Source organism: Yokenella regensburgei ATCC 49455 (genome assembly GCF_000735455.1).
Taxonomy (GTDB): Bacteria; Pseudomonadota; Gammaproteobacteria; order Enterobacterales; family Enterobacteriaceae; genus Yokenella; species Yokenella regensburgei.
Map to the genome: position 1 here is coordinate 1 of NZ_JMPS01000074.1, position 25,598 is coordinate 25,598.

At 54.8% G+C, this 25,598-nt stretch carries 19 protein-coding genes, 1 pseudogene and 1 riboswitch; of the genes and pseudogenes, 7 read left to right on the plus strand and 13 right to left on the minus strand.

The features are described 5' to 3' along the window. The 9 genes and pseudogenes from GYRE_RS19170 to GYRE_RS19210 all read right to left on the minus strand — a co-directional run. Positions 1 to 411: fimbria/pilus periplasmic chaperone (locus tag GYRE_RS19170; RefSeq protein WP_038257609.1), on the minus strand; the 411-nt coding region annotated here is incomplete at its 3' end. 23 nt (positions 412 to 434) lie between these two features. Continuing rightward, on the minus strand, positions 435 to 668 hold the full coding sequence (locus tag GYRE_RS25355; RefSeq protein ID WP_428837394.1) for a FimD/PapC C-terminal domain-containing protein: 234 nt from the start codon (positions 666 to 668) through the stop codon (positions 435 to 437). Positions 669 to 752: 84 nt separating this feature from the next. Continuing rightward, positions 753 to 2,920 (minus strand): annotated as a pseudogene (locus GYRE_RS19175) (fimbria/pilus outer membrane usher protein); the annotation flags it as partial. A gap of 22 nt (positions 2,921 to 2,942) precedes the next feature. Next, on the minus strand, positions 2,943 to 3,515 hold the full coding sequence (locus tag GYRE_RS19180; RefSeq protein WP_006819944.1) for a fimbrial protein: 573 nt from the start codon (positions 3,513 to 3,515) through the stop codon (positions 2,943 to 2,945). Positions 3,516 to 3,760: 245 nt separating this feature from the next. After that, positions 3,761 to 4,360 carry a hypothetical protein gene (locus GYRE_RS19185; protein ID WP_146748685.1) on the minus strand — a complete coding sequence of 200 codons (600 nt, stop codon included), beginning with the start codon at positions 4,358 to 4,360 and terminating at the stop codon, positions 3,761 to 3,763. A gap of 492 nt (positions 4,361 to 4,852) precedes the next feature. Continuing rightward, complete coding sequence (locus tag GYRE_RS19195) at positions 4,853 to 8,239, minus strand: molybdopterin-dependent oxidoreductase (RefSeq protein ID WP_038257614.1); 3,387 nt, start codon at positions 8,237 to 8,239, stop codon at positions 4,853 to 4,855. Between the two features lie 261 nt (positions 8,240 to 8,500). Further along, a complete protein-coding gene (gene mqo / locus GYRE_RS19200; protein ID WP_112471404.1) occupies positions 8,501 to 10,153 on the minus strand; it encodes a malate dehydrogenase (quinone) in 1,653 nt (550 codons plus the stop codon). 210 nt (positions 10,154 to 10,363) lie between these two features. Beyond that, positions 10,364 to 11,356: a magnesium transporter gene (locus GYRE_RS19205; protein ID WP_006819937.1), complete on the minus strand. Its 993-nt coding sequence runs from the start codon at positions 11,354 to 11,356 to the stop codon at positions 10,364 to 10,366. A gap of 73 nt (positions 11,357 to 11,429) precedes the next feature. Beyond that, positions 11,430 to 11,599: riboswitch (M-box (ykoK) riboswitch) on the minus strand. A 259-nt stretch (positions 11,600 to 11,858) separates the two neighbouring features. After that, positions 11,859 to 12,749 (minus strand): LysR family transcriptional regulator, encoded by an 891-nt coding sequence (locus GYRE_RS19210; protein ID WP_038257641.1) that lies wholly within the window; start codon positions 12,747 to 12,749, stop codon positions 11,859 to 11,861. Between the two features lie 112 nt (positions 12,750 to 12,861). Here GYRE_RS19210 and GYRE_RS19215 point away from each other — a divergent pair, with 112 nt between their 5' ends. From GYRE_RS19215 to GYRE_RS19230, 5 genes are all read left to right on the plus strand, one after another. Further along, positions 12,862 to 13,713: a Vmh family MBL fold metallo-hydrolase gene (locus GYRE_RS19215; RefSeq protein ID WP_038257618.1), complete on the plus strand. Its 852-nt coding sequence runs from the start codon at positions 12,862 to 12,864 to the stop codon at positions 13,711 to 13,713. Between the two features lie 152 nt (positions 13,714 to 13,865). After that, the gene (gene sra, locus GYRE_RS19220) at positions 13,866 to 14,006 is read left to right on the plus strand and encodes a stationary-phase-induced ribosome-associated protein (protein WP_006819934.1); all 141 of its coding nucleotides are present in this window, start codon (positions 13,866 to 13,868) and stop codon (positions 14,004 to 14,006) included. Between the two features lie 177 nt (positions 14,007 to 14,183). After that, positions 14,184 to 15,881: an NAD-dependent malic enzyme gene (locus GYRE_RS19225; RefSeq protein ID WP_006819933.1), complete on the plus strand. Its 1,698-nt coding sequence runs from the start codon at positions 14,184 to 14,186 to the stop codon at positions 15,879 to 15,881. A gap of 26 nt (positions 15,882 to 15,907) precedes the next feature. Further along, entirely contained in the window at positions 15,908 to 16,159 is a 252-nt protein-coding gene (locus GYRE_RS24650; RefSeq protein ID WP_146748684.1) for a hypothetical protein, read from the plus strand. 110 nt (positions 16,160 to 16,269) lie between these two features. Continuing rightward, positions 16,270 to 17,982: an ABC-F family ATP-binding cassette domain-containing protein gene (locus GYRE_RS19230; RefSeq protein ID WP_006819931.1), complete on the plus strand. Its 1,713-nt coding sequence runs from the start codon at positions 16,270 to 16,272 to the stop codon at positions 17,980 to 17,982. Between the two features lie 32 nt (positions 17,983 to 18,014). Here GYRE_RS19230 and GYRE_RS19235 read toward each other — a convergent pair whose 3' ends face one another. Then, positions 18,015 to 18,524 (minus strand): RrF2 family transcriptional regulator, encoded by a 510-nt coding sequence (locus GYRE_RS19235; protein WP_006819930.1) that lies wholly within the window; start codon positions 18,522 to 18,524, stop codon positions 18,015 to 18,017. 134 nt (positions 18,525 to 18,658) lie between these two features. Here GYRE_RS19235 and GYRE_RS19240 point away from each other — a divergent pair, with 134 nt between their 5' ends. Beyond that, a complete protein-coding gene (locus GYRE_RS19240; RefSeq protein WP_038257619.1) occupies positions 18,659 to 19,861 on the plus strand; it encodes an NAD(P)/FAD-dependent oxidoreductase in 1,203 nt (400 codons plus the stop codon). Positions 19,862 to 19,994: 133 nt separating this feature from the next. Next, complete coding sequence (gene ppk2, locus GYRE_RS19245; RefSeq protein ID WP_038257620.1) at positions 19,995 to 20,813, plus strand: polyphosphate kinase 2; 819 nt, start codon at positions 19,995 to 19,997, stop codon at positions 20,811 to 20,813. A gap of 39 nt (positions 20,814 to 20,852) precedes the next feature. Here the strand turns inward: ppk2 and fdnI are convergent, their stop codons facing one another. The 3 genes from fdnI to fdnG are packed head-to-tail and all read right to left on the minus strand — an operon-like array spanning position 20,853 to position 25,448. Continuing rightward, entirely contained in the window at positions 20,853 to 21,509 is a 657-nt protein-coding gene (gene fdnI / locus GYRE_RS19250; protein WP_038257643.1) for a formate dehydrogenase-N subunit gamma, read from the minus strand. After that, positions 21,502 to 22,389: a formate dehydrogenase subunit beta gene (fdxH, locus tag GYRE_RS19255; RefSeq protein WP_038257622.1), complete on the minus strand. Its 888-nt coding sequence runs from the start codon at positions 22,387 to 22,389 to the stop codon at positions 21,502 to 21,504. The genes fdnI and fdxH overlap by 8 nt, the downstream gene beginning before the upstream one ends. 11 nt (positions 22,390 to 22,400) lie before the next feature. After that, the gene (fdnG, locus tag GYRE_RS19260; RefSeq protein WP_112471405.1) at positions 22,401 to 25,448 is read right to left on the minus strand and encodes a formate dehydrogenase-N subunit alpha; all 3,048 of its coding nucleotides are present in this window, start codon (positions 25,446 to 25,448) and stop codon (positions 22,401 to 22,403) included. Between the last annotated feature and the right edge of the window lie 150 nt (positions 25,449 to 25,598).

The window sequence follows — 25,598 nt, forward strand, 5'->3', positions numbered from 1 at the left end:
GAGCTTCACTCTGGTCTGCACTGCGAGTTGCAGGACGTTGGGTTTGTCCGCACGCGGGGGAATACCGCGAAGGTTAAAATAGAACAGACTCTCCCTGTCGGCTGGGAGTGTTGATGCCGTCGGGAGTGCGGTGATCCTGACAAGACTGCGGGCGCCAGCTTCCAGGCGTTGCACCGGTGGAACGACGGCCAGGGGAAGCCCTGTTCTGGCGCCTTTTTCGTTTTCCAGCCAGGCCTGCGCCAGCGCCGGACTAGTCGGGTCGTCGTTAATCACCGTAAGACTGAGCGATGGTTGACCGGCATCGAAGATAACGCGTGTACGATCAGGGGTGACCGTGGCGTCAGCCGTGGGCCCAAGTAGCCACAAAGCACCACCCAATGCCGCAGAAATCACCTGCCCTCTGAGTTTCATGTTGTTTTATCCTGTGATTATGGTTATTGAATGCAGCGTAAAATTAGCGTGTCCAGACCCCTGGCAATGCTTGCGGGAACGCGCAGCCGGCATCGGGTCTTTCCATCCCACATGACCCGAAGCCGTTCGCCTTCACGAAGGCCGGCAACCCAGGCCTGACCACCGTCTCCCACGATCCCCCGCTCCCGCCCCCCGTCATCCTGTACGCTGGCCCCGAAAGGCGGCGGCAGTTTTCCGCGCCGGTCGATGGTGATCATTCCCTTCCATCCCTTCAGGACGGCAAATCGGTGGTAGCCAATAGCGCCCTCCGTCAAGGTGGCATCGTTGACGGGGTCCTGCACCTCCACACCCGACGGCAGACGATCGACATCAATGCGGGTATGCAGGCGGTAGTAGCTGCTCTGATTGGTCAGAACCCCCTTTCCCCACCGGTTGGTGACGATTTCGCCACCATTAACCGGGATGCTCCCCGCCGGAGATGTATCAACCATCAGTCGGGTTCCACCGTTACCGTTACCCGGATGCAGCGCCGCCCCCGGGCGGTGGCGGTAAACCCACCTTGCAGCGTCAATCCAGCGGCCTGGTATCTGTCGTGGGACCAGGCTGCGGTCAGGGACATCTCGCTCCAGTCGCCGGTATGGTTGACATAACCGCTCACAAATGCCGGTGCCGTGGATCCACTGCCTCCTCCGGCGGTCAGCCGCCAGGCGTTGTGCGCGTCCACGGTCCGAAGCCAGGATGCGCTTTGCGTCAGGGAGCGGCCATCACGCTGCAGGTCGTAGCTTATAGTGCCTTGTTCCAGCGGCAGGGAGAGACTGACAAAAAGCATGTCGTCGCGGCGATGGGCCAACTGTGTTCGGGTAGCAGAGAGACTGAGCGCAAGGTGTTTCAGGCTGAACAGATCGAACAGGCGGCTGACGGTCAGGGTATAGCTGCGGGTGGAGGGACGATCCCAGTAGTTTTGATGGTTGTAGTTGAGGTACATGCTAACACCTGCACCAGAAAAACTTTTATTTATCATTACATTATACATTGATTTGCTGCGTCCCTGCAGAGACTGCGGGTGGTCCTGCAGGCTCAGAAACTGATCCATCGACAAGAAATTACGCTCAGAAAACCGGTAGCCGGCAAAAGTTATGCCTCCGTTCAGCGAGGAAAAGTATTTTGAATAGTTGACGCGCCATGACTTTCCGGCCTCCCGCTCTCCGTTCTGCAAACGAGCTAGTGACTGGGTGACATCCGCAGACAGCGCCCCGAAACCAAACAGATCGCGTCCTACACCAATAGCCATTGCCTGGTAGAGGGTTGAGAGTGTACTTCCGCCGTAGAGCGTCCACGCACTGGTGACACCCCATGAAAACTCCGCCATGGTAAACAGGGGGCCGCGCAGACGATGATTGTCCCGGGAAGGCCGGCCGGCGGCGATTTTATAACGTAAACGTCCAGGCCGAGTCAGATAGGGAACGGCGCTGGCATCCACGTCAAAGCGCTGAACCTCTCCGTTCTGCTCCTCTACCCTGACGTTCAGCTTGCCGGTTAATACTGAGCTCAGCGTCTGAATCCGGAAAGGCCCTGCCGGCACCGTGCTCTGGTAGATGACCTGTCCCTGCTGTGAAATAATGACTCTGGCATTGGTATGGGCTATTCCACTGACCTCTGGGGCATACCCCCGCTGATCGGGTGCCAACATGGCATCATCGCTGGAGATACCGAACCCGGTATAGCGCCAGGACTCGAAGATTTCGGTATCAAGGTAGCCTTCCCCCAACGTCGCGCGCGCGCGCAAGGACGGGAGGGGACGGTAGGCATAAAACCGCGCCCAACGGAAATCACGCTGCTCCTCCCTGCCCGATTCACGAGACATCGTGCCCTGATAATCGCCACGGAAGCGCCATGCACCAGCGTTAGCTCCCACGGTACCAAACACGTCTGCACGGGTTTCGGACGCACTCTGCTCCGGCTTGTTCACCGTCGTGCTGAAGTTATAATCGATAAACGCACCAGGGATGCCGTTATCCCAGCGGGAAGGCGGATCCCAGTCCGGATTGCGTTCATCAAGATACGCCTGAGGTAGCGTGATGTTGAGCTCAGCCTGGCTCAGATCGATACGGATGCTCTCTCCCTGAAGCGCAGCCAGGCTAATACATTGATTCTGATGCCATGCGTCCAGCCTGGCCCGCTCAGCCCGACGTAGTCCCAGCAGATCTATGATCCCGGCGGTCAGGCAGACCGTCGGCGTGTCTGATTTTTCAGCACCCTCAGGGTAGACATCCACGTTCTGCGTGCCCAGTCGACGGTCATTCAGGACAATGGTCAACGAGTAGCGTCCGGGCATGACATAACCTGCTGTACTAAAACGGGAAAAATCAACATTACGCGCGTCTTTGGCATCCAGCATGTCGGTATCAAACTCCACGGCCCTGACCGCAGAGGAAGTCGCCAGCATAAAAAGAAGGAAAAAACCGGGCAGGAAATACAGCGACGGTGATGACATATCGACACGTACCATATATTCCTGCTCCGGATCCGAATCACAGATAGGTCAGCGTAAAATTAGCGGTACTGAAGAATTGTCCCGGAACGGGGTCTGCAGTTCCAACCCGTGTCACATAGGCTGCAAACGGAAGATCCTGGTTGCCGTTCTTAATTTCGCGGACGGGGAACGTTTTTCCCAGCGTAATTTGCTGAGAGGAACCATTCTGCAAAATAATCCCGACGTTTTGCGCCGATCCGGTCACTCCCAGAATATTGGGATTATTACCCGTAGGCTCATAGGCGCCGCTGCCAGTAAAGGTGATATATACCGTTTTTGACTTCGTGGCATCGCCAATATTGCAGTTTTTCAGGTTAATGTTGAAGCTTTTCGGGTTCGTTACACCATCCTTCAGGGACTGGAGTGAAGTACTGCCGAGATCAACAGGTTTCCCGTCGTTAGCATCGACTGAACAGGGTGCATCAATGACCGAGCCGGTAAAGTCTACCTTCCCACTCCCCTGGTCGACGACGCCCGGTGACGGATCTGGCGTCGGGTCTGCGGCATACACCGATGACAGCCCAGTGCATAGGGTTGCCACGGCACTCATTAGCATCATTTTTTTCAACATAATATTGGCCTTAATGACAAAATTACAGGTTTTATTATTTCTGCTGGATAACTCCCTAAGTAAACACGATAAACATCAGGCCCTCAGGGATAATACAGGGATAACAGATATTCCTCCTTTAATTATAAGGTGTATTTTTGCAGTACTTTTAATAACAAACCAAAGGCAAGAAATGGCCTTCCTTTTCGTTATTACCAGGAAGTTACTTGTCTCAAGAAAATATTAATTCACACTATATTATCGGCTTAATATTCAGCAGGACCAGGGTCGTTAATATTTTTCATGCCCAATCTGGCCAGCCCGCTTTTTCGAAGTCGGTAGATACTTTTAACAGACAGCCCAGCCTTGTGAGCCTGTACCCCTGCCGGTTCGCCCTGCAGATAACCGCTCAGAACCCATTTTTCCTGCCCCGAAAGCCAGACTGAACCGGTCCGCGACCGGCGAACCACAGGCGGCGTGCAAAGCGCGCTGGCGATGTACTCCGCCGGGTCACGGTCATGGACGACACTCATTGGCGCACAGAACAGACGATGTGCCAGACGGCTCTGCCAGGACTGGCGGTCGTCGAGAAGCATTACCACCCGCCCGGTAGCGACATCACAGACCGGAAGCAGTGCGCTCAGCCAGGCCACAATCCCCGACGAACAAGGGGGGCAGCAGACGAGAAGCGAGGTGACGGTGGTCGGTCTGATGCGGCAATCGCGTTTATCACTGATATGAAAGAAAGGGAGAAGATGGCTGGCGGCATATCCCGCCGTCAGCTGGTACATCCCTTCATTCTGAACACATCGCACCCCTGCAAACGCGACGGCATCGCTCGCCATCCTTGATCGTTCAACACGCATCACATCTCCTTGTTCGTCTTATCGTCGGGATTAGTTCATACCCTTTACCAGATGCGCCTGCGTTACATCTGTACTGCCGGAAAAAACAGCAAAATATGTACATCTGGTGAACCTATGTTACTGCCATAGCCCCTTATGATCAATATAATCGATCGATAAATCATTATTAATCGATTTTATCAATTAAACATAATGAAATTGATCGTTACATCTAATCGAGAATAATTATCATTTATTGATTTTGGTCAAAGAAATATCGCATCACTCTGTTTTTAAAGGATGGAAAATTGCTGTATATCAAAACAACGCCGGGAACATATTTACGCAAATTATGGGTTGAAGCGCCCTATCGGCACGAAGAGAATCGCTATCAGGAGCAAAACATTTGGGAGGATACTGAAGTTTTCCGCCACGCAAGCTACATCCTTATGGCGAACAAAGGACTGCCACGTTTTACCAGCTGGATTTCACAGGGTAAAACGTGGCGATCGGTCAGGCATCAATAACAATATCGCTGACAGGAATACACTGGCAGGCAAGACAAGTGCCGTCACCACGATTATCAGATTCACCGAGTGACTCTACCGCCCCTTCGGTCAACTTCACCGCACAACATTCGCACTGCCCGGCGCGACAGCCTCCGGCCATGCGGATCTTATGTTTTTCTCCCAGTTCCAGCAGCGTCCCGGCAGCCGGAGTCCAGTCAACGGTAACGCCCGACCGGGCGAACACCACTTTGTGGTGGGTTTTGTGCGACGTGATGCGTGGTTTAGGTGCTGCAAACTGCTCCTTAAAGATATCAAAGGCAAAAACACCCCGCTCCCTGAGCCCATTTTCAAGCGCCCGGGTCATGGCTTCCGGGCCGCAGAGATAGAAACGGGCGCGCTGAGAGATCAGCGCCTCATCGAACATTGCAGCGTTGATCATCCCTTTCTGCTGATAATCTTCACCCGGTAGCTCGGATGCCAGGGGAGTGTCGTAAACATTCACAATCCGCAGGCGCGGCAGCCGTTGCTCCAGCATCTGCAGCTGCTCGCGGAAGGCATGGCTCTGGCCGTTACGGTTACCGTAATAGAGCCACAGACAGGCCCCCTCGGTATCGGGCTCCAGCGAAGACAGGAAGCTCATAAACGGGGTGATCCCAATACCGCCGGCAATCATCACCACCGGGGCCTTGCTCTGCGCCGGGATCACAAAATTACCGTCCGGCGCCGTCAGCATCACTTCATCGCCAGGCTGCAGCTGCTGGTGGATCCAACCCGACATCTGCCCCTGCGGCTGCAGGCGAACTGACAGCGTAAAGTGTTGGGCATTACCCGGCGCGTTACTGAGGGTATATGCCCGGCAAATGCCCTGCGGAATATCTTTCGGGAACACGCGGATGAGTACCGCCTGGCCCGGCTGCCACTGCGGCAGTGGCGTACCGTCCAGGGGTACCAGGCTGACGCTTTTCACCCCTGCGGTTTCATTAATCACCTGGCTTACGATAAAACGTTTCTCCCCCGGCCAGGCGAGCGCACCAGCGGTACGGCGTACCGAGCAGTGCATCATACGCAGCGGCACCGAGCCGCTAATGGCATCCACGCGCTGGTAGTTGCACAAACCGTTATAGTTGCTGGCACCGGAGCCATAAACCGGGCGCTCCGGGAGATTCAGATCGGCGCAGCCCTGCCACCAGCCGTATTCTGCCACCACCACATCATCGTTCATGGCATCATCAATTCTGGCGCGGAACTGCCCGGTTCCGGAGGGGGTTTTGACTTCAATCCAGTCTTTGTTAGCAATCCCCTGCTGCTGTGCCAGGGCACGGCTGACGATCGCTTGTGGATCCGGTGATTTACGGCGCAAAGTGACCAGATGACGGTGCTGGCTATGGCAAAACAGCGGATTTTTCATGGTGGTCAGGCGCAGCGGGAAGTCATCGCTGTGCGGCTGTTCTTCCAGGAATACCGGCAGCGGAGAGTAACCGTGGCGCAACAGCTTTTCACTGTAGATCTCCGCTTTCCCGGTTTCGGTCGCAAACCCGCGCGGGCGAGCAGCCTCTGCATCATGCAGGGCGTATTTACGCTCATGGTTTGACAGATTCAGATTGATGCCGCGAGGTTCGGCGCGCAGCATCGCCATCGTCAGGCCGCTCGGTGCCAGAATATGATTGAATCCGGCTTCAATATCGCCGTTAAAAAAGTGCTCACCCATACCCATTTTGCAGGCCAGGCGGAAGGCTATCTCATAGTCCGCCAGCGACTCACCGCGCGGTTTCACCAGCTGCGGGCGCAGCTGGACGTGAGAATCCGCCCGCGCGGAAATTTCAAAACCCACCTTCAGCGCTTCACGCTCCCACAATGTGTTCGCAGGCAACAGAATATCTGCAAAGCGAGAGGTTGGATTTTCAAAATGATCGCAATGAACGTGAAACTCCAGCGCCTTCAGGGCTTCGATACCCGTTTCTACGTTACCGTGGCTTGAAAGCATGTTCGACCCGAAGCAGAACAGCCCTCGCACTTTATAGGGGACCCCTTCCAGCACCGCGCGCTGCAAATCAGCGGTAGCAATATAGCCGCTGGCCGGTGGCCCCAGCGGGCGCTCCTTCACCCCCAGTGCTTTTTGACGCTGGGCTTCAGGCAATAACGACAATGGGTTCATGACGTTGCAGAGCGGTTTGCTGTAAATCCGGTTGCCACCTTCGGTATCAAACGCGCCGGTCAGCGCATAAAGGACAGCAATCGCCCGCTCGGTTTGGGTCGCATTCTGGCTCTGGGCGATACCAATCCAGGCATGATAAGCAATACGTGATGAGCCACGGATAAGCGTTGCCGCGGCCAGCTGTTTTTCTGCCGACACGCCGGTGATGTCACTGACATAATCCAGCGTGTACTGCGAGGTGGCCTGGCGTAGTTTTTCCAGCGCGGGAGAGACGCTTACCTTCTGCCCGTCAGCCAGGGTGATAACGTATTCCCCCGCCAGCGCCGCACGCTGATAGAACGCCTCATCCCCGGCAAGCGTATCGGTACAGGCTCGTGGCTGGTTGTCGAACGCATCCCAGAGAAGATAATGATTGGTTTTGGCGCTGGCATCGAGATCCTGCTCGCGCAGGAAGAATCCGGTAGTGTTATTCACTAACAGCGGCGCATTGGTCCAGGTTCTGACGAAGGTGTCATCATAGGCCTGCGCCTCAAGCAACTGGCGGATTAAGCCCATCGCCAGCACCACGTCGGTGCCGGGGTTCACGTTAAGCCACAGATCCGCATCGCGGGCGAGTTCGTTCTGGCGCGGGTCAACGACCAGCAGACGCGCTCCCTTTTTACGCCCTTCGCCAATCGCATTTGCCTGAGCAAGCCAGGTAGACGACGGATTATTGCCCCACAGCATAATAAGTTCGGCGTTGCGGTAGTCGGCGGCCGGGGTTATACAACCAAACGTGAACATATGCGCCCCGTCCTTGTGCCAGTTGCACACTTCGGCGCTGTAACACGTGTTCGGGCTGCCGTAGAGGCGAATAAAGCGTTCAATCCACTCGGTACTGTCGATAATCGGCGTCCCGCTCGGGGTGGTTATCGAGAAAGCAACGGATTCCGCCCCACTTTCCGTTTTGAAGGTAGTCAGCTTCGCAGCAATGTCATTCAGTGCCTCTTCCCAGCTAATGCGCTGCCAGCCTGGATCCGCCGCCCCTTTTGGCTGCGTACGGCGCATCGGCCAGAGAATACGATTTTCACTGTAGATGAGTTCAGGCGCCGCGCGCCCTTTCATACAGACCGCCCCGCCGGTAGGGTGCTCAGGATCGGGGTGTACTGCCATCAGGCGACCATCTTTGATTTCGTTCAGAGTACCGCAACGGGAACGACAAAGCGCGCAATAACCGGGAGTAAGATGTTGAGACATAACGGGTAACACTCCTATGTCTGGTAAACATAGCAGGATGCCTGGCACGGGTATTCGACAATATTTTTTGGACAGGATGCCGCTGGTTTAGACTGATTTAAACTATTTTTGATAGATTCAAAAAATACACTAAACCAACCTGGGCAGATTGATTCACGTCAACAATGTATCCGGTCGCGACTGAGGGGAAGTGGAAAGTGGATGTTTAAAGAAAAAGCCCCTGCATTTCTGCAAGGGCGTAGTGCTTTTTTTCTGCGGTTTTTACAGCGCCATGTCGTGCTGCGGGGAGGATTCCATCGGCTTCGCCTGGGGGATCGCTGCCTGCGGCTGCGCGTTCATCTGCAGAACCGGCGGTTTGGTCAACTGCAGCGTGGCAGCGGTGTCGTCCCATACCTGCTGAGTCAGCGCCACGTTGCCGTTCAGCTTCTGACCGTAGCTCGGCACGATAGTATGGATCTTGCTCTGCCACTCCGGGGAGTTGAACTGCTGCGGGAACATCTGCTTCAGCACGTTCAGCGTGATCGGCGCGGCAGTTGAGGCACCCGGTGACGCACCCAGCAGCGCGGAGATAGTTTTCTCTTTATCTACCACCACTTCGGTACCCAGTTTCAGTACCCCGCCTTTTTCGGCATCTTTCTTGATGATCTGCACGCGTTGACCGGCCTGAATCAGCTTCCAGTCCTCTTGACGGGCGGCCGGATAGTACTCTTTCAGCGCCGCGAAGCGGTCTTCATCGCTCAGCATGACCTGGCTAATCAGGTATTTCACCAGATCAAAGTTATCCAGACCGACGTCGGTCATAGGCATAACGTTGCTGGTGGTCGTGGTGCTCAGCAGGTCAAAGAATGAACCGTTTTTGAGGAATTTGGTGGAGAACGTTGCAAATGGTCCGAACAGAACCACACGTTTACCGTCGATAAAGCGGGCATCGAGGTGCGGAACCGACATCGGCGGAGCGCCCACAGACGCCTGACCATACACTTTCTCGAGGTGCTGTTTGGTCACTTCCGGGTTTTCGGTCATCAGGAAGGAACCACCCACCGGGAAGCCTGCATAGTTGTCCGCTTCGGCAATACCGGTTTTCTGCAGCAGCTTCAGCGCGCCGCCGCCGGCACCGATAAACACGTATTTCGCATCAATCGCGTGGGTTTCACCGCTTTTCACGTTCTGAATGGTGACGTGCCAGGAGTTATCGTCGTTACGTTTGAATTCGGTCACTTCAGCAGACGTTTCCAGGCTGAAGTTGTTGCTCTTTTTCAGGCTACCGATCAGCTGACGGGTAATTTCACCGTAGTTAACGTCGGTACCCACCGGCGTCCAGGTTGCTGCAACTTTCTGCTGCGGGTCGCGCCCTTCCATCACCAGCGGTGCCCACTGTTTGATTTGCTGATGGTCGGTGGAGAATTTCATACCCTGGAACAGCGTGGTCTGCTGCAGCGCAGCATAACGTTTGCCGAGGTAATCGACGTTTTTATCGCCCCAGACAAAGCTCATGTGCGGCGTAGAATTAATAAAAGCGTGAGGATCGTTCAGAATGCCGCGCTTGACCTGCGCTGACCAGAACTGGCGGGAGATCATAAACTGTTCGTTGATATCCAGCGCTTTGCTCACGTCGATGGAACCGTCCGGGCGTTCCGGCGTGTAGTTCAGTTCCATATTCGCCGAGTGACCGGTCCCGGCGTTATTCCAGCCGTTTGAGGATTCCAGAGCAACACCGTCGAGCTTTTCAACCATCACCTGTTTCCACTCCGGCTGTAATTCCTGCAGCCAGGTGCCCAGAGAGGCGCTCATAATTCCCCCGCCAATCAGCAGGAAATCGGTTTTTTGTGTGGTTTCAGCATTAGCGTAGGTGGCTGAACTTACCAGCATAGCCAATGAAGTCAGCGACAGAATAGTCTTTTTAATTGCAGGCATGATAATGATATCGCATCGCAAAAGTGAAGTGTGAAGCTATATATTAACTCACTTTTACTTTATTTTAAAATTTCATTCACAGATTCGTTAAACCACAGGAAAGGTGTAACAATATTTTTGCTTTTTTTAATTAAAAAAAGCAGCCAGGCTGCTTTAATTGGATGATTAATTGAGGTGGCCGCCCCACCGCGCGTGCGGCGGCAATTTAACTTAAATACCCAACGTATATTGGGCAATTTTAAAGTAAATAATCAGACCGGTGCCATCAATAAAGGTGGCAATAAAGGGTGCAGAAACCACCGCCGGGTCAATACGTACTTTTTGCAACAGCATGGGAATAATAGAGGAAACAATCGCACTCCAGATGGTGATAGCCACCAGGGTCAGACTGACGACGATGGTTATTTCAACACCCACGCCCATCATCCACGCACGGATCCACGCGGCAACACCTATCGTTATCGCAATCAGCAGCGAGGTAGAGACCTCTTTGCGTATGACGCGGCCAAGATTACTGAGGTTGGCTTCTCCCAGGGCCATGGCACGGACGATGGTGGAGGTTATCTGCGTACCACTGTTACCACCGGTACCAATCAGCAGTGGAATGAAGAACGCTAGTGCGATGGCCGCCTCAAGCTGTTCTTCGAACGCCTTTAATACCGTACCGGTATAGGCTTCCGCCACAAACAGTAATAACAGCCAGACGCTACGTTTACGCCACAGCTCCCAGGGGCTGGTTTCCAGATAAGGCTTTTCCAGCGGTAACGATGCCCCCTGCAGCTGTGCATCTTCGGTATTCTCATCGCGCACCAGGTGAGCAATTTCTTTTTCACCCAATACACCAACAATAATACCGTCCTTGAGGACCGGGAAAAACGTCAATGGATGTTTAACGTACATATCGCAAAAATCAGTGCGATCGTCTTCTGGTTTTACAGATATAAATTTGCGGTTCACAATGCCACGCACAAATTCATCTGCTTCATTCATTCTCAGCAATTCTTTTACTGATAATACACCGTGTAAAAAACCCTCTTCGGTGGTAACACAAACGTGGGAAGGAATACGCTCGTCGGTAATTTGTGACAACAGAGTATTGCGCGCTTCCGCAATGGTCATGCTGGCACGCAGGCTGACGTAATCCTGAGTCATGTATTCGCTGATATCATCCGCACGCGGATGGTTAAGTACTAATGGGGTCATAAAAACCTCGCAAGATGTTTAACGGATTAACCGAGCATCACGAGGGCGGTAAACCAGAGCAGGGGTGCAGATAAATCTATCTCCACGTACAGGTTTTGGCACTATACAACGTATCCAGATAACTGGAAGTTACTTTGGGCTGAACCTTAATCCGATAAAGCCTGTCCTAACCTTGGGCATCTCTCGATGTCGTCAGATCAGTAACCTATGTTTGTACAGGAGCCTCGCCAAACGAGATACTGCATAAAGCGAGGCGAATATAGCGATTGCTATAAAAAATAAAAACTGCGGCGAAACAGTTGTTTATTGAAGGTTTAAATAAATATGTAAAATTATAACAAAATGCATTATATAATTGCGGTTTAGCTTCGATTTAGGATTAAGAAAAAGAAAGCTGCTATGTTAAAAAGTCAGCCAATGAATAATAAAAAGGAATGGTATAATTTATATTCAGCGAAGCCAGATCTTCATCTGTAAATATATGTAAGCAACAGTCAATATCTTATTCCCCACTTAATAGCGTCAACCTGCGCTGCACCTCATCAAGAAATAACGGTAATCCACCAGGTTGATAGTCCCGGGACATATAGATGCCATAAACAGCCAGCGTTCTCGGCAACCAGCCTGACAGCAGCGGCTGCAGCAAACCGCGCTCCAGCGCCAGGTGTGCTTCTATTTCCGGTAACATCGCAATACCGCATCCCGCCACAGCGGCTTCCAGCAGTAATGAAGAGATCCCTGCCCCAAGATTTCCACCTACACTAACGGAAACCGACTCCCCTGAACCATCGCTGAAGTGCCATGAAGGCGCGGTGAAATGGCTGTAGTGCAGGCAGTTGTGCTGCGTAAGATCCTGCGGCGTTTGTGGGGCGCCGTGCTGCTGCAGGTACGCAGGGGAAGCACAAAGCACCGAGTGGCATACGCCCAGGCGGCGCGCAATAGCGCCTGGCTCAGGATCGTTGGTTATCCGAATCGCCACATCGATACGCTCACCCACCAGGCTCACTGGATGGTTGTTAATATCCAGTTCGAGGCGTAATTGCGGGTAACGACCTAGAAAATCAGGTAATAACGGAGAAACCAGATGCATGGCGGTGAAATGTGCGCACGCTACGCGCAGAGTACCAGAGGGAGTACTGCGCTGGTTCTGCCCTTCTATCTCTTCAGACAGGCGAAGAAGGCTACGCGTTTTTTGCAGAGTATTTTCACCGGCTGCCGTCAGCGTGAGTTTGCGCGTCGAGCGATGGATGAGCCGCGTTCCTGCCCACTGTTCCATCTGTTCCAGATAACGGCTGACCATCGGGCGCGACATGCCCAGCGCCCGCGCCGCCGCGCTGAGGCTCCCCAGTTCACAGATCCGATTGTAAACCCGTGCAGCGATAATCCGGTCCATTTTGCTCTCCATCTGCTCGATTTATGAAACTCAGCATCTCCTTTTTCAGGAATTCTGGCAAATGAGATTTTCCGTACAATAACGCTCATTCACCTGACAATGAGAAACGAACATGAAACTGACAACTCTGGCCCTGCTGACCGCGACCTTTGCTACCACCGCTATGGCGGCTCCGCTGAAACTGGAAACCTACAACCCACAGGAAAACGGTATTTTTCCGGTTTCTTCTACGCTTGTGAGCGGCCCGCACGAAGCGGTGCTGTTTGATGCCCAGTTCAACGTGAAAGACGGCGAAAAACTGGTAGAGATGGTGCGTAAAAGCGGTAAGAAACTGACGCAAATCGTCATTACCTCCGGTGACCCTGATTTCTACTTCGGCCTCGAGCCGCTGGTAAAAGCCTTCCCGGAAGCGAAGATTGTCGCTACCCAGAAAGTGGTCGATCACATTAAAGAAACCAGCAAAGCTAAGCTGACCTACTGGGGCCCGCAGATGAAAGACGGCGCGCCGCAGGTGCTGTACACCCCTCAGCCGATTGCCAGCACCCACTTCAGTATTGATGGTGAAGCGGTAGAAATTAAACAGCCGGAAAGCTACGCCGCTTATGTCTGGATCCCGGGTAACAAAACCATCCTCGGCGGTACCGGCGTTGCTTCAGGTATTCATGTCTGGACGGCTGATACTCAGTCGGTTGAATCCCGTAAAGACTGGCGCGAAACGCTGAAAGGCATGGCGGCCCTGCACCCGCAAAAAGTGATCCCGGGCCACTATCTGGGTGAACTGCCGCAGGGTGACAAAGCCATCACCTTCACCAGCGAGTATCTGACCCAGTTTGAGCAGGCGCTGAAATCACAGAAAACCGCAGCTGGCGTCATTGCAACCATGAAGCAGCAGTACCCACAGCTTAAAGAAGAAAGTTCGCTTGAGCTGAGTGCGAAGGTAAACAAAGGCGAAATGGCCTGGTAAACATTCCTGGATTCAGTTTTGTGGTTTGCTATTTCGCCTGATATGACCGAGTATCAGTACTGCATCAAAATTAATCGATGCGTATGTGGTTAATTTCGTCCGGTTTTTTCCGGGCTAGTCCTTGAAACCAGCAACAGGATTGAGGAGTAACAATGAAATCGAACCGTAAAGCACGTCATATTCTCGGCTTGAGCTACAAACTGTCTAACCAGACGAAAGTGGTACGCGAAGGCGGCCAGGAAACCCAGGTCAACCACGCACATGCCACCGGACGTAAGCGCCGCGCAAAATAAGTTTGCCTGAATCGTGACCGACACCATCTTCCTGGAAGATGGTGTTTTTTTATTTTCTTAAGACCGCCATTTCCCCTTTTTGACAGCACTTGCTTTATACTTTGCCCGCCGCTGTACCCGCCAGCCTGAGGCAGCCTCACCTGCCGGGACTGGAGTGATGACAAAGGAGTGAGTGAGATGTTATTAAATCATAAGAAAAACCGTTCTCTTTATATTCCCTACGCAGGCCCGGTTCTGCTGGAATTCCCGCTGCTGAATAAAGGTAGCGCCTTCAGTATTGAAGAGCGTCGCAACTTCAACCTCCTCGGCCTGCTGCCAGAAGTCGTGGAAACTATTGAAGAACAAGCCGAGCGCGCCTGGATCCAGTATCAGGGCTTCAAAACCGAAATCGATAAACACATCTACCTGCGCAATATTCAGGATACGAACGAAACCCTGTTCTATCGCCTGGTGGGAAATCATCTTGAAGAGATGATGCCGGTTATCTATACCCCGACCGTGGGTGCCGCCTGTGAACGTTTCTCGGAGATCTATCGCCGCTCGCGCGGGGTGTTCATCTCTTATGAAAACCGTCACAACATGGACGATATTCTGCAAAACGTGCCGAACCACAACATCAAGGTGATTGTGGTGACCGACGGCGAGCGTATCCTCGGCCTTGGCGATCAGGGGATCGGCGGGATGGGCATTCCTATCGGCAAGCTCTCCCTCTATACCGCCTGTGGCGGAATCAGCCCGGCATACACCCTGCCGGTAGTGCTGGATGTGGGGACCAACAACCCGCAGTTGCTGAACGATCCGTTGTATATGGGCTGGCGTCACTCGCGTATTACCGACGACGAATACTATCAGTTCGTCGATGATTTCATTCAGGCGGTGAAACAGCGCTGGCCGGATGTACTGCTGCAGTTTGAAGACTTTGCGCAGAAAAACGCGATGCCGCTGCTGACCCGCTATCGCGACGAGATTTGCTCCTTCAACGATGACATTCAGGGAACTGCGGCGGTCACCGTCGGGACGCTGATTGCCGCCAGCCGTGCCGCCGGTAGCCAGCTCAGCGAGCAGAAAATCGTCTTCCTCGGCGCCGGTTCCGCCGGTTGCGGTATCGCTGAACAGATCATCGCCCAGATCCAGCGTGAAGGTCTGAGTGAAGAGCAGGCCCGCGCCCGGGTATTCATGGTTGACCGTTTCGGCCTGCTGACCGATCAGATGCCAAATCTGCTTAACTTCCAGACCAAACTGGTGCAGAAACGCGAGAACCTGAGCAACTGGGATAGCCAGAACGACGTGCTGTCGCTGTTAGACGTTGTGCGTAATGTGAAACCGGACATTCTGATTGGCGTATCCGGCCAGACCGGGCTGTTCTCAGAAGAGATCATTCGCGAGATGCACAAGCACTGCCCGCGTCCGATCGTGATGCCGCTTTCCAACCCGACGTCGCGCGTTGAAGCCACCCCGCAGGACATCATCAACTGGACCGATGGCAATGCGCTGGTCGCTACCGGCAGCCCGTTTGCGCCGGTGGTGTGGAAGGACAAAGTCTTCCCTATCGCCCAGTGTAACAACGCCTATATCTTCCCGGGTATTGGCCTTGGGGTGATTGCATCCGGTGCCCGACGCATTACCGACGAGATGCTGATGTCGGCAAGCGAAACCCTCGCCAAGCATTCACCGCTGGTGAATAACGGCGAAGGTCTGGTATTGCCAGAGCTGAAAGACATCAAAACCGTGTCGCGGGCGATTGCCTTTGCGGTGGGTAAAATGGCTCAGCAGCAGGGTGTTGCGGTGAAAACCTCTGCCGAGGCGCTGCAGCAGGCGATTGATGAAAACTTCTGGCTGCCGGAATACCGCAGCTACCGCCGTACTTCTATCTGACCAAAGCGGCGCTCCAGAGGAGCGCCATGCTGAAAAAGTCTGTCAACAATCTGGTCGCTTATCGTCGTCGCGCGGGAGTGAAGCTTTACCCGCGCGGCCAACCGGTTGAGCTGATTTCAGGGGTGGCGAAACCCCATTCATCACGCTACACTGCACTCACCTGTCAACTTACTGAATATATAAGGAGGATCCCCATGCTGTACTGTGAAATTTTCAATGTTTCACATACATTTGGCGATCGTGCCAGCTCAAGCGTTATCCGTATCGTGCTGCGATAACTTTGGCTTGAGCGAAGAAACACACCTTTAATCCCTTCTCTCGGGCTTACCGGGTTATCGTCAGCGATGTTTGACGAGGCACAGCTGTGCCTGTAACTCTTGAGTAAGCAATGAGCACATTACTAACTGCACAATCTCTGCACGTGGACACTCCTTTTGGTCCGCTGTTTTCTGACATCTCTTTCACCCTGAAAAAAGGCGATCGGCTGGGCCTCATTGGCTATAACGGCTGCGGCAAAAGTACGCTGCTAAAGGTGCTGGACGGCAGTGTCGCCCCGACATCGGGCAACGTGGCGCTGGCCAGTCACTGTCTGATGGCGCGCGTGGAGCAGCATTTACCGGACGACGTTCTGGTTCTGACGCTCATTGACGCCGTCTGCGCGCAGCTGCCAACGGCTGAGCGCGAGAGTCAGCGCTGGCGGGCAGAAGCATTGCTGGCAGAAATGGGTTTTCGCGACAGCGACCGGGAACTGCCGGCGGCAAGCCTCAGCGGCGGTCAGCACACTCGCCTGCTGCTGGCGCGGGCGCTGATGCACCAGCCGGACCTGCTGCTGCTTGACGAACCCAGCAACCACCTCGACCTGCCGACCCTCCTGTGGCTGGAAGACTTCCTGAAAACCTGGCAGGGGAGCTTCATACTGGTTTCCCACGATAGCCAGTTACTGGATGCTGTAACTAATGGCAGTTGGATCCTGCGCGACCGCACCCTGCACGGCTTTTCCCTGCCCGCAAGCGCCGCACGCCAGGCGCTGACGGTCCAGGATGAGAGCGACGCCCAGCGGCACAATGCCGAGCAAAAGGAGATTGACCGTATCACCGCCAGCGCCAAACGGCTTGCCGTCTGGGGACGGGTGTACGACAACGAAGACCTGTCGCGAAAAGCCAAACAGATGGAAAAGCAGATTGACCGTCTGAAGGAGAGCCAGACCGAGGTTACGGCAGGTACGCACTGGCAGCTACAGCTGCACGGCGATGCGCTGCGTGCCGACCGGCTGCTGGAGATGCAGGCGCTGAGCGTTTCTCCGGCACCTCATGTCCCTTCCCTGTTTACCGCCCCGCTGGCACGGCTGAAAAGTGGTGATCGGGTAGCGATAATGGGGCGTAACGGCTTCGGTAAATCGACGCTGTTGAAGCATATCTGGCAGCACTACCCGAACGGTGACGGCGAACAGCTTAAGATCCACCCGCGCGTAAACCTCGGATACTACGACCAGACCCTGCATCAGCTGGCTGATGATGACACGCTGTTTGACGCGCTGGAGCGCTTTGCTCCTGCACCGGAGGCGCGCAAAATGGCGTTAATCAGTGCCGGGTTCCCATGGGCGCGTCACGGCCAGAAAATCAGCACCCTCAGCGGCGGCGAACGTTCGCGGCTGCTGTTTGTCGGGTTATCTCTCGCCCGCTACAGCCTGCTGATGCTCGACGAACCGACTAACCACCTCGATATGGAGGGCAAAGAGGCGCTGGCAGAAACGCTGCAACAGTATGCGGGCGGCGTCCTGCTGGTGAGTCACGATCGGCAGTTAATCAGCCAGAGCTGCAATCGCTTCTGGCTGATTGAGAACGGCGAACTGACGGAATGGCACGACCTTGATGCCGTATATGCACGTTTGCGTGACGCGAGCACGCCGGCTGTCCGCGACACGATAACCAGCATCACCGCGCAGACCGCGGAGGTTCATCATGAAGAGCAGTTACTGGAGCGGCTCGTTGAGCTGGAGACGCGGCTTGCCGACGATCTGGCCCGCAAGCCGAAGCATCAGAAACCCGCGCTGCAGGCGCAGTGGCGGGAGGAGATAGCGCAGTTAACGGCAAAACTGTAGGGCAATAACACAAGGCGGCGCGAGTCGCCGCCTTATCTCCCGACCCGTCGGTCAGCGATCCACTCCTGCACTTCCACCACAAAGGTGTCCGGCGCTTTGCGATACATTTTGCGCGCCAGGTCGAGAATAGTGTGGCGAGCCAGCTCCTCTTCCATGCGCTGCTGTGCGCTGTCCATAACTGAACGCACGCCGCAGGGACCATCGCACACCCACTCCGGTGGCTGTTCGTCAAACAGCGCCAGCCGCTGGCGCACTTCCCGGCACTCAAACATATTCTTCTCGCCGTCGATGGCGTGAACCACATCCAGCACGGTGATAAGCTCCGCGGCACGGGCGAGTCTGAAGCCACCGCCCTTACCTTCGCTGCTGGAAACCAGCCCCCCGCGCGACAAACGGGTAAAAATCTTCGCCAGATAGTCATAGGGCACACCCTGCAGCTCGGCCATCTCGCGCACGCTCATTTCGCGGGCTTCTCCCCGCGCATCCACCATGCACATCAGGCTGTGGATCCCGTACTCCACGCCGGAACTGTAAAACGCCATAAAAAACTCCGCTTGTCGACTGTCAGCCGCATTATACAGATTTTAACTCAGAAAAAACTTGTCGGAGTTAACTCCGACTAGTATAGTCCGTGTTAATTCAAAAGCACACGCCTTAAGTCAAAAAAGGATCTCTCATGAAACAACGTATTCTTATCGTCGGTAGCGGCTTTGCCGGAATGTGGGCCGCCGTCAGCGCCGCGCGTCTGGCGTGGGTTAATCAGAACGACACGCTGGAAATTACCGTACTTTCGCCGCAGCCTGAGCTGCGCGTGCGTCCGCGTTTTTATGAAGATAACGTAGCTTCCCTGGTGGCACCGCTGCAGCCTTTGTTCGACGAGCTTAACGTTAACTATCTTGAAGGCTACGCTGAACGCATTGATGAAAAAGAGAAAATTGTCTGGTATCGCAATTCTCTGCAGGAGATAACACACGTTGACTACGATCGTCTGATCCTCGCCAGCGGCAGCCACACCCAGCGTGCAAACGTTCATGGCATCAATGAATTCACCTTCGACATTGACCAGCTCGCCAGTGCCCAGGTGCTGGAAAAACATCTTCAGTCGCTGCCGCAACAGCCGGAAAGCGAAGCGCGTAATACCGTGGTAGTGTGCGGCGGCGGTTTTACCGGCATCGAGCTGGCCACAGAGCTTCCTGCTCGTCTGCGCCAGATTTTTGGTGATGATACAAAGACTAAAATAATCGTAGTTGAACGAGGTTCAGTGATTGGCGGACGTTACAGCGAAGCGCTGCGTGACACCATTCGTGAGGCGTCTGATAGCCTCGGTATCGAGTGGATGCTCAATAGCGAAGTAGAAAGCATCACCCAACACGGCGTGACGCTGAAAGACGGCACAGACATCGCCTCCTCCACGGTAATCTGGACCGCAGGGGTACGAGCCAGCAGCCTTGGCGAGCAACTCCACGCCGAGCGCGACGCGCAGGGTCGTTTCATCGTCGATGAAAACCTGCAGATTGCGGGTCAGCAGGATATCTTTGCCACCGGTGATATGGCACACGCCAGAACCGACGATGCAGGCAACGTTGCTCTGATGACCTGCCAGCACGCCATTCAGTTGGGTAAATTTGCCGGTCACAACGCGGCGGCCAGCCTGCTCGGCATTGCACCGCTGCCGTATCGTCAGGTGAACTACGTAACCTGCCTCGATCTCGGCGGCTGGGGGGCGGTGTATACCGAGGGCTGGGAGCAGGAGGTAAAACTGGTACGAGAAGAAGCCAAAAAGCTGAAAATCGCCATTACCAATGAGCTGATTTACCCGCCAAAAGCCGACCGGGAAGTGGCCTTCGCCGCCGCCGATCCGCTGGCAAAATTCGTCTAGCATTGCTTTGCCGCTCCTTTCATGGAGCGGCTTTTTATCCCCTCTTCCCGGCAATCATGCTTGCCCGCGCAAGGTAGATTACACTTCAAAGTACGGCCCCCTGCCGCGACCGGACAATAAGAGGATGACAATCATGGTCAGTAAGAAGAAAGCCAGCGTCGTTGTTGATGTCGTAAAAAAGCCTCCGCTTAAAACCAAAGAGTATGAAAAAGAGCTGCGCCGGCTCCACGTAGAACTGGTGAAGCTGCAGCAGTGGGTCGTCAGTAAAGGGTTGAAAGTCTGCATTGTGTTTGAGGGCCGTGACGGCGCCGGTAAAGGCGGCACTATCAAAGCGATCACCGAGCGCGTCAGCCCCCGCGTCTTTCGCGTGGTTGCGCTTCCCGCACCGACCGATAAAGAAAAAACCCAGCTCTACTTCCAGCGCTACGTGCCGCATCTGCCTTCCGCAGGGGAAATCGTTATCTTTGACCGCAGCTGGTACAACCGCGCGGGGGTGGAACGAGTGATGGGGTTCTGTACCCCGGAGCAGGTGGAAAAGTTTCTGGATGGTGCCCCGGTAATGGAGAAATCGATGGTCGACGCCGGGATAATCTTGCTGAAATACTGGCTGGAGGTGACGCCTAAAGAGCAGGAACGTCGTCTGCGCGATCGCATCAACGACGGGCGTAAAATCTGGAAACTTTCACCGATGGACGTGAAATCATTCAATTTATGGGACGAATACACCGTGGCGCGTGACGCCATGTTTGCCGCCACAGACACCGCCTGGGCACCGTGGTTCGTCGCGCGATCGGAAGACAAAAAGCGGGTGCGGTTAAATATTATTTCGCACCTACTGACGCAGATCCCGTACAAAGAAATCCACGTTGATCCGGTAGAGTTACCAAAACGCAAAATTGGTAAGGTGAAACCGACCAACTACCCGTTCCGCTTTGTTGCTGAGAAGTTCTGAAAACAAAAGCGCCGCCGGACAATCCCGGCGGCAACTGACTTACTTAATTCCTTCCGTACTCTCTTTTTTGGCTTCCATACGCTCAACGTCACGGTACCAGCGCGGATGGTGTTTCTTCGCCCAGCGGCGGCTCACCTTCCCTTCAACCATGCCTTTAATCGAGCCTTTCACCCAGAACGCCATATACATATGAATCAGGATGGCGTGGATCAGAATGATCGCCGAGGTCGCATGAATCAGCAGGCTGTAGCGGATCACCTGAATCGGGAAGTAGTGGGCAAAATACGGTCGCCAGATAATCACGCCGGTCACCAGCAGCACAAAAATCATGCTCATGATGGTCCAGAACATCATCTTCTGTCCGGCGTTATATTTACCGACATACGCCACTTTATGCTCGTTGCCCTTCAGAACCTCAACAATGCCCTTGAGCCAGGGAATGTCCTGACGATCCGGGATGTTGTGATGCACAAAGCGCACAAACATAAACATCAGCGCGATAAAGATAACCACGCCGAAGAACGGGTGCAAAATGCGCCCCATCTGCGGCGTCCCGAAGGTTTCCGTCAGCCACTGTAGCGTCGGGAAGAAGAACGAAATGCCCGACAGCGACACGAGGAAGAAGCAGATAACTACCGTCCAGTGACAGGCGCGATCGATAAACTTCGTGCGCACGATCATCTTCGATTTATTCATCATGCTTATCTTCCTCCTCGTCATCCACTTCCTTGTTCGGGCCAATTCCGATGTAGTGATAAATCAGGCCCGCGAAGGTGGCGATAAATCCGACCGCCGACAGCGGTTTCAGCGCCCCTTTCCACAGATTGATGCTGGTGTCGATCTGCGGATCTTTCGGCAGGTCATGATAAAGCCCCGGCCTGTCGGCGTGATGCAGAACATACATCACGTGCGTACCGCCCACGCCCTGCGGGTTGTAAAGCCCGGCCTGCTGATAACCGCGTGCTTTGAGTTTCTCAACCCGCTCGTTGGCCACGTCGAGCATCTCTTTTTTGCTGCCGAAGTGAATAGCCCCGGTCGGACAGGTTTTCACGCACGCTGGCTCCTGGCCGACGCTAACGCGATCGACGCACAGGGTGCATTTGTACACCCGGTTGTCCTCTTTATTGAGGCGCGGCACGTTGAACGGACAGCCGGCGATGCAGTAGCCGCAGCCGATGCAGTTATCCTGCTGGAAATCGACAATACCGTTGGCATACTGGATGATGGCACCGGCAGACGGGCACGCCTTCAGGCAGCCCGGATCTTCACAGTGCATGCAGCCATCTTTGCGGATAAGCCACTCCAGTTTGCCGTTCTGGTCGGTTTCGCTAAAGCGCATCACCGTCCAGGACTTGGCGCTCAGATCCGCCGGGTTGTCATAAACCCCGACGCAGTGCCCCACCTCATCACGGATATCGTTCCACTCCGAGCAGGCCACCTGGCAGGCTTTGCAGCCCACGCAGGAGGAGACATCGATAAGCTTCGCCACTTCCTCTTTGTAGTCACGCGCGCGCGGGGCGGGCGTGGCCGAATTGGTGGCGGAGCGCTTGATGATGTCCTGTGTTTCCATTGACATAATTTCGCTCCTTACGCCTTCTCGATGTTAACCAGAAACGCCTTGTACTCCGGCGTTTGCGAGTTGGAATCGCCGACGTTTGGCGTCAGGGTATTGGCGAGATAGCCTTTCTGCGCGACCCCTTCAAAGCCCCAGTGCAGCGGAATACCGACGGTTTCCACCTGCTGACCGTTAACGTTCAGCGCCTGCAGACGACGGGTCACCACCGCCACCGCGCGAATAAAGCCACGTTTGCTGCTGACTTTAACGCTGTCACCGTTGGCAATACCTTTGGCTTTTGCCAGCGTTTCGCTGATTTCCACAAACTGCTGCGGCTGAGCAATGGCGTTCAGGCGCGCGTGCTTGGTCCAGGTGTGGAAGTGCTCGGTCAGACGATAGGTGGTCCCCACGTACGGGAATTTATCCTTCTTGCCCATACGGATGGCATCTTCTTCATACAGACGCACTACCGGGCTTGACACCACGTTCGGGTGCAGCGGGTTAGTGCCGAGCGGCGTTTCCATCGGCTCGTAGTGCTCCGGGAACGGCCCTTCTGCCAGCTTATCGATGGCAAAGAGACGCCCCAGCCCTTCCGGCTGCATGATGAACGGCCCGGTCGCGCTACCCGGTGCGGCGGTATTGAAGTCAGGAATATCGTTGCCAGACCACTTCGCGCCGTCCCACTGGATAAGCATGCGCTTCGGATCCCAGGGTTTACCCTGCGGATCGGCGGAGGCGCGGTTGTACAGCACGCGGCGGTTCAGCGGCCATGCCCAGGCCCAGCCCAGCGTATTACCCAGTCCTGACGGATCGGCGTTATCGCGGTTGGCCATCTGGTTGCCTTTTTCGGTCCAACTGCCGGTGTAGATCCAACAGGATGAGGCCGTGGTACCGTCGTCACGCAGCAGCGCAAAGCTGCTCAGCAGCTCGCCTTTCTTCGCCACCAGCACCCCGTTGGCGTCGTAAAGATCCGCCAGCGCCACGCCGTTGTTTTCTTTCGCCACTTCTTCCGATTCAGGGCTATCCGGCTGTTTATACGCCCAGCGCATTTTCAGCAGCGGCTCTGCCCCTTTACCACCTTCGGTGCGATACATCTCGCGCAGACGATGGTAAATGCCAGCGAGGATCTCGCCGTCGTTGCGCGCTTCTCCCGGCGGCTCGCCGCCCTTCCAGTGCCACTGCAGCCAGCGTCCGGAGTTGGCAATTGAGCCGTCTTCCTCCGCAAAGCAGGTCGACGGCAGGCGGAACACTTCGGTCTGAATCGAAGCGGTGTCCACGTCGTTCATCTCACCGTGGTTCTGCCAGAAGTTAGAGGTTTCCGTAACCAGCGGGTCGATAACCACCATGTACTTCAGCTTGCTGAGGCTGCGCACCACCTTGTTTTTGTCCGGGAACGACGCCACCGGGTTAAAGCCCTGGCAGAAGTAACCGGTGACCGCGCCTTTATCCATCATGTTGAAATACTTGATGACGTCGTAGGCCTGATCCCACTTCGGCAGCCAGTCAAAGCCCCAGCTGTTTTCTTTTTGCGCCTCGTTACCGTAGAACGATTTCATCAGGCTGACGAAGAACTTCGGATAGTTCCCCCAGTAGTTCACCTGATCGGCCATCGTTGCTTTCGGCGTATTGGCCGTGAGATAGGTCTGCAGATCCGTCTGTTTTTCTGACGGCAGCGTCAGGTAGCCCGGCAGGCTGGTCGAGAGCAGACCAAGGTCGGTCAGCCCCTGGATATTGGAGTGTCCACGCAGGGCGTTCACCCCGCCACCGGCCATCCCCATGTTGCCGAGCAGCAGCTGGATCATCGCCATGGTGCGAATGTTCTGCGCCCCGACGGTGTGCTGCGTCCAGCCGAGCGCGTACAGGAAGGTGGTGGTACGGTCTGCGGCGCTGGTTGAAGCCAGCACTTCGCACACGCGCAGGAAATCAGACTTCGGCGTACCGCAGATATTTTCGACCACGTCCGGCGTGTAGCGGGAAACGTGCTGTTTCAGCAAGTTCCACACGCAGCGCGGATGGCTCAGGGTGTCGTCGCGTTTCGCAAAACCGTTTTCGTCGAACTGATAGTTCCACGAGGATTTGTCGTACTGCCGTTTTTCGGCGTCATAGCCGCTGAACAAACCATCGTCGAAGCTGAAATCATCGCGCACCAGCAGGCCAGCATTGGTGTAATGCCTGACGTACTCGGCGTTGATTTTGTTGTTCTGAATCAGGTACAGCAAAACGCCCGACAGGAAGGTAATGTCGGTACCGGAACGGATCGGCGCATAGATATCGGCCACTGACGCCGTACGCGTAAAGCGCGGGTCGACAACGATAAGCGTCGCATCGTTGTTGTTTTTCGCTTCCATCGCCCAGCGGAAACCCACCGGATGGGCTTCAGCGGCGTTGCCGCCCATGACCACCACGACGTTGGCGTTTTTGATATCAACCCAGTGGTTGGTCATCGCACCGCGACCAAATGTTGGAGCAAGACTTGCTACCGTTGGTCCGTGTCAGACGCGCGCCTGGTTGTCTACCGCCAGCATACCGAGCGAGCGCACAAAGCGCTGGGTCAGCATACCGGTCTCATTACTTGCGGCCGATGCGCACAGCATCCCGGTGGACAGCCAGCGGTTCACCTGAACGCCCTGCTCGTTCTTTTCAATGAAGTTGGCGTCACGGTCGGCTTTCATCAGCTTCGCGATGCGGGTAAAGGCTTCATCCCAGGAAAGACGCTGCCACTTATCCGAACCTGGTGCGCGGTATTCCGGGTAGCGCAGGCGGTTTTCGCTGTGCACATAATCAAGCAGACCCGCGCCTTTCGGGCACAGCGCCCCGCGGCTGACCGGATGATCGGAATCGCCTTCAATATGGTAAATCGCTTCTCTGGTGTTTTTTGCACCGTCTCCCAGGCTATACATCAATAACCCACAACCCACGGAGCAATATGTGCAGGTATTACGGACTTCCTTAGCGCGCAGTAATTTATAATTACGCGCCTGGGCCAGCGCCATTTTGGGTGCAAAACCCAGCGCCGCGACCGTGGTTCCTGCCATACCGCCCGCGCAGATTTTAAAAAACTGTCTGCGGCTGACGTCCATTGTTTTCCTCGTTATTGGCAATCACTTCGCGGGGAAAACTAACAGCACTACCCTGACATTTTTTGCGTCAAATCAAGAAGCCATTTCGATGCCCCCTTAATAGTCTGCGGTGGCGAGTTTTATTAATCCTAAAGAGTTAGAATTTGAAAA